Source organism: Actinomyces sp. MRS3W (genome assembly GCF_032465695.1).
Lineage (GTDB): Bacteria > Actinomycetota > Actinomycetes > Actinomycetales > Actinomycetaceae > Actinomyces.
In genome coordinates, this window is sequence record NZ_JAWDJJ010000279.1 from 1 (window position 1) to 5191 (window position 5191).

3 protein-coding genes and 1 pseudogene are annotated in these 5191 nt (G+C 70.9%); 1 reads left to right on the forward strand and 3 read right to left on the reverse strand.

Annotated features, from left to right (window positions below; genetic code table 11):
* The first annotated feature begins 140 nt into the window (after positions 1 to 140).
* Positions 141 to 1037: a 4-hydroxy-tetrahydrodipicolinate synthase gene (dapA, locus tag RWX45_RS10730; protein WP_316023716.1), complete on the forward strand. Its 897-nt coding sequence runs from the start codon at positions 141 to 143 to the stop codon at positions 1035 to 1037.
* A gap of 13 nt (positions 1038 to 1050) precedes the next feature.
* Here dapA and RWX45_RS10735 read toward each other — a convergent pair whose 3' ends face one another.
* The 3 genes and pseudogenes from RWX45_RS10735 to RWX45_RS10745 form a co-directional block, all read right to left on the reverse strand.
* Entirely contained in the window at positions 1051 to 2814 is a 1764-nt protein-coding gene (locus RWX45_RS10735) for an AMP-binding protein (protein ID WP_316023717.1), read from the reverse strand.
* Positions 2814 to 4727 carry an AMP-binding protein gene (locus tag RWX45_RS10740; RefSeq protein WP_316023718.1) on the reverse strand — a complete coding sequence of 638 codons (1914 nt, stop codon included), beginning with the start codon at positions 4725 to 4727 and terminating at the stop codon, positions 2814 to 2816. The genes RWX45_RS10735 and RWX45_RS10740 overlap by 1 nt, the downstream gene beginning before the upstream one ends.
* Before the next feature lie 139 nt (positions 4728 to 4866).
* A pseudogene (locus RWX45_RS10745) lies at positions 4867 to 5191 on the reverse strand (ATP-dependent DNA helicase); the annotation flags it as partial.

Sequence of the window (5191 nt, forward strand, 5' to 3'; positions counted from 1 at the left end):
AACAGGGGGCGTGGGCGGGGCGTCGTCGGGAAGCGGCATGGCGTTGGTCATGCGCCTGAGCTTATGCGTCGCCGGCGACACTTCGCCCACCCTGTGAGAGCCCGCCGCACACAGGCGGCAATGCCGTTAGGCTGATCACTATGAGCGCTCTCCCTAACCGGTCCTTCGGCTCCGTCGGCGTCGCCATGGTCACCCCGTTCACCCCCGAGGGGGAGATCGACGTCGAGGCCGCGCAGAAGCTTGCTGTTTCGCTCGTCGACGACGGCGCCGACATGATCCTGCTGGCCGGCACCACCGGTGAGGCCCCCACCACCCACCTGCCGGAGAAGCAGACGCTGCTGCGCGAGGTGAAGGATGCTCTCGCCGGGCGGGCCATGCTTGTGGCGGGCGCCGGCTCCAACGACACCGCGCACGCGGTGCGCATCGGCATCGGTTCGCAGGAGGCCGGCGCGCAGGGGCTGCTCATCAACGCCCCCTACTACAACCGCCCCAGCCAGGAGGGCGTCTACCAGCACATCATGGCCGTGGTGGAGGCCACCGACCTTCCGGTCATGATCTACGACATCCCCGGCCGCACCGGCGTGAAGATCACCGACGACACCCTCGCCCGCCTGGCCGAGCATGAGCGCGTCCTGGCGGTCAAGGACGCCACCGGCGACGTCGAGCAGGGCTTCGAGCGCATGGAGGCCACCGGGCTGGAGTACTACTCGGGCGATGACGGGCTGAACTTCGCCTGGCTCACCCACGGCGCCAGCGGCGTCGTCTCCGTGGTCGCCCACGCCGACGCCCACTCCTGGCGGGAGATGATCGCCGAGGTCGACGCCGGCGACCTGGCCGGCGCCCGGGCCGTGGCGCAGCGCATGCGCCCGCTGGTTCGCGCCATTATGGGTGGCGGGCAGGGCGCGGTCATGGCCAAGGAGGCGCTGTTGTTGCAGGGACGCCTCCCCAGCGCGGCCGTGCGCCTGCCGCTGGTGCGCGCCGAGGCCGACGAGGTCGCCGCCCTGCGCCGGAGCCTGGAGGCAGCCGGCCTGCTGTGAGGGGACGCGCCGCTCAGGCGGCGGCGTCGACCCGCCCCACGATCTGCTCGCGCACCACGCGGCGCAGGATCTTGCCGATCTGGGAGCGGGGCATTTCTTCAATGATCTCCAGGTGGCGGGGCAGGGCGTAGTGGGGGAGCGTCTGCTCGGCGTGAGCGCGCACCGTCTCCAGCGTGACCGTCCCGGCGGGCGTGCCCGGTTCCAGCACGACCGCGGCGCACACCAGTTCCCCGTTCGCCCCTCCCGGCAGGCCGACGACGGCGACGTCCGCCACTCCCTTGAGGGTGAGGATCGCCGCCTCCACCTGGGAGGGGTAGACGTTGAAGCCGCCGGTGAGGATCAACTCGCGGCGCCGGTCGGCCATCCACAGGAAGGAGTCCTCCCGGCGCACCATGTCGCCCGTGCGCAGCCAGCCGCCGGGCAGCATTGCCGCCGCTGTCGCCTCCGGATCGTCCCAGTAGCCGGCGAAGACCTGGGGCCCGCGCACCAGCAGCTCGCCCGGTTCGCCGTCGGGCACTTCCCGCTCGGGGTCCGGCGCGTCCGGGTCGACGACCCGCACGTCTGTTGATGCAAACGGCAGCCCCAGCGCTCCCAGGCGGCGGCTGGGCCCCATGGGCGTACCCGAAACGATGGGGCTGGTCTCGGTCATGCCATAGCCCTCGACGAAGTATCCGCCCGTGGCTGCCTCCCACTCGGCGCCCACGGCCGGCGGCATTGGGGCCGCTCCGCACACTCCGTAGCGCAGCGTCTTGAGCGACACGCCCTTCTTCTGGGCGCCACGCAGAATCCGTTCGAACATGACCGGCACACCCACGAAGAAGGTGAAGGGGCGCCGCGCATGCGCTTCCAGTACCTGACTGACCGAGAACTTGGGCAGCATCACCTGCGTGGCCGCCTTCTGCACCGCGCAGAAGACGTTGAAGGTGAGTCCAAAGGCGTGGAAAAACGGCAGCAGCGCCAGGAAGGTCTCCCCGCCCTCGTGCAGCATCGGCACCCAGCCGATCGCCTGGTTGGCATTCGCGCGCAAATTCTTGTGCGTGAGCATGGCGGCCTTGGGCATGCCGGTGGTCCCGCCGGTGTGCAGCAGCACAGCAACGTCGTCGCCGCTCGGGGAGGGCCACGAGTCCGGCAGCCGCCGGGCACGGGCGATCTCCCGGTCCCAGGAGCGCACGCCGGGTGGGAGCGAGGCCGCCCGCATGGAGGCGCGGGTCTGGCGCGCCTTGGCCACCGGCAGGCGCAGCGCGGCGCGCAGGCGGGCGGGCATGGCGGCGGATAAGTCGACGCTGAACACGGTGCGACCGTCCAGGGGATCGGCATCCGGGTCCGTGCCACCGGCCGCTGTCGCAGCCGGGTTGAGCACGAGCTCCACGCCCTTCTCCCAGGCGATGACGACGCGTGCACCGTGATGAGCCAGCTGGGAGCGGATCTCCTCGGCGGGGGCGAGCGGGTTGTGCTCGGCGACGATTGCTCCCAGGCGCAGCGCCCCGTAGATAGCGATGACGTGCTGCGGACAGTTCGGCATGATGAGGGCGACCCGGTCACCGGCCTTGACCCCCGCCTCATGCAGCAGCCCGGCGGCGCGCTCACTGGCCTCCAACAGCTCGGAGTAGGTCAGGGTCGCCCCCATGAAGTCCAGGGCGACGCGGTCACCGTAGAACTCGGCGGCGGTGTGGAGCAGCTCGCCCAGCGGTCCCTCGGGAACCTCAATGACGGCGGGAATATTCGGTTGGTAATGCGGACGCCGGTACCGGGCGGAGTCGTCGCTGGCGGGGCTCATCAATTCTCCCTGTGACCTGGAGTGCTACTGGTGTGTGCAGAGTGCGGTGCAGCGGCGGACGCGGCATCGGCGCGGCCGACCTCGCCCAGCCGTTCCACCAGGGCGGTGGCGGCCGACTGGGAGACGGCGCCCACCGCCGTTGCCGCGTCTGCGGCCGCCTCCCGGGCGGCCAGCAGTTCCTCACGCACGACGCGGCGCAGCACCTTGCCGATTTGGGAACGGGGCATGTCGGTGAGGATCGCCACCTGGCGGGGCAGGGCGTAGTGGGACAGGGTCTTCTCCGCCCAGGCGCGCACCTGGTCGAGCGTGACCGTCTGGCCGTCCTTGGGCAGGATGGCGGCGACGACGGACTCATTGCCGCTCTCGGCGGGCAAACCGACTACGGCCACCTCCTCCACCTGCGGCATGGAGCGCACCGCGGCCTCCACCTCGCTGGGGTAGATGTTGAACCCACCGGAAATGATGAGTTCCTTGCGGCGGTCGGCCATGACGTAGAAGCCGTCCTCCTCCTGACGCACGAGGTCTCCGGTGCGCAGCCAACCGCCCGGGAGCATGACGGCGGTGGTCTCCTCGGGGTTTTCCCAGTAGCCGGCGAATACCTGCGGGCCACGCACCACCAGCTCGCCGACCTGCCCCGGCTCCACCTCGACCTCGGGATGCTCGGGGTCCACCAGGCGCACGTCGGTGGAGGGGTAGGGCACCCCCAGGGCTCCGGGACGCCGCTCGGGGGAGATCGGGTTGCCCAGGATGATGGGTGCGGTCTCGGTCATGCCGTAGCCCTCAATAATGACCCCGCCGGTCGCCTCCTCCCAGGCGGCAGCGACCGCTGCCGGCGTGGGCGCTGCCCCGCAGACGGCGATCTTGCAGCTGGACAGGTCGGCGCCGGTGGCCCGGGCCCGCGTGGCAATACGGTCGAACATGACCGGCACGCCCGGGAAGAAGGTGGCCGGGTGCCGCTTCCAGGCGGCCAGCACCATGTCGGCTCCGAACTTGGGCAGGACCACCTGGGTGGCGGCGAGCCCGACGGCGCACAGCAGCGACAGGCTCATGCCGAAGGCGTGGAAGAACGGCAGCACCGAGTAGAAGGTTTCCTGACCGGCTTCGCAGGTCTGGGAGGCCCAGGCCAGGCTCATCTCCGCGTTGGCGCGTGCGTTGGCGTGCGTGAGCTGCACCGCCTTGGGGGTGCCGGTGGTGCCACCGGTGTACAGCAGCACGGCGACGTCGCTGACGGCCGGCAGGGGATGGCCGCCGGGCAGAGGCGCAGTGGCGGCGACCAGGTCGTCCCAGGAACCCACGCCCGCCGGTACCTTGCCGCGCAGCTCGCTGCGCTGGGAGCGGGCGGCCGCCACCGGCAGTTTGAGCGCCAGGCGGCTGGTCCACGGCAGGCCCCGGGACAGGTCCACCGAATACACTGCGAGGCCGCCCAGGCCCGCCTGCTCCAGGGAACCGACCGCCTGCACCATCCGTGCCAGCGATTTCTCCCAGGCGATGACCACCTTGCCGTGGTGCAGCTTGATCTGCTCCCGGATCTGGGCGGCCGGGGCCAGCGGGTTGTGCTCGGCGACGATGGCGCCGATGCGCCAGGCGGCGTAAGCAATGACCACGTGCTGAGGACAGTTGGGCAGAATGACGCCGACGACGTCGCCGCGTCCTACACCCAGGCGGTGCAGTGCCTCCGCGGCGCGGGCCACCTGGTCGCTGAGCTGCCGGTAGGTGGTCGCCTGCCCCAGGAAATCCAGTGCGATGCGGTCCGGGAAGCGGCGCGTGGCGTCGTCGAGCATGCGCGAGAGCGGCTCGGTGACGGGTGCGATGACGCTGGGAACGCCGGGAGCGTAGTGGGGACGCAGGAAATCCGCGGAGGCGCTGTCGGGGTGGCGGCCGCCGTCGCTGGCCTGGTCGAAGGTGTGCAACATGGTTCCCTTTCCCGAGTTCCCGCCTGTGCCGGGTAGGCGCCCCGGCGGGCTGTGGTACCGCGCGTAACCGTAACCTACGGTGGCGTAGGTGCGGGGGCGTGTGACCAGAGCGCAGCCTGTGGTGTGACGCTCACCGCCGTCAGGAGTTCTCGGGCGTCGACGTCAACCCCGCCGGCAGTGGTACCCGCGAGATAACCCGCAGGCGCCGCGTCGGACGCGTCATGGCCACGTACAGGTCTCCGGGGCTGACCTGCCCGATCGTTGCCGGATCCACCAGCACAACGACGTCGAACTCCAGGCCCTTTGCCGTCGTCGGCTCCATGACCGCCACGCGGCTGCGCAGGATATCGCCGTCCGGGGCCTGCATAGCCGCGGCCAGCGTCGGCTCGTCGCCCAGCACCGCCGCGATCGGCCCAGGCTGTTGGGCGATGACGGCAATGGGGCCGATGCCCGCCCCCACCGCC

Coding starts and splice junctions, on each gene's coding strand:
- dapA (WP_316023716.1), top strand. CDS start 141: ATGAGCGCTCTCCCTAACCGGTCCTTCGGCTCCGTCGGCGTCGCCATG.
- RWX45_RS10735 (WP_316023717.1), bottom strand. CDS start 2,814: ATGAGCCCCGCCAGCGACGACTCCGCCCGGTACCGGCGTCCGCATTAC.
- RWX45_RS10740 (WP_316023718.1), bottom strand. CDS start 4,727: ATGTTGCACACCTTCGACCAGGCCAGCGACGGCGGCCGCCACCCCGAC.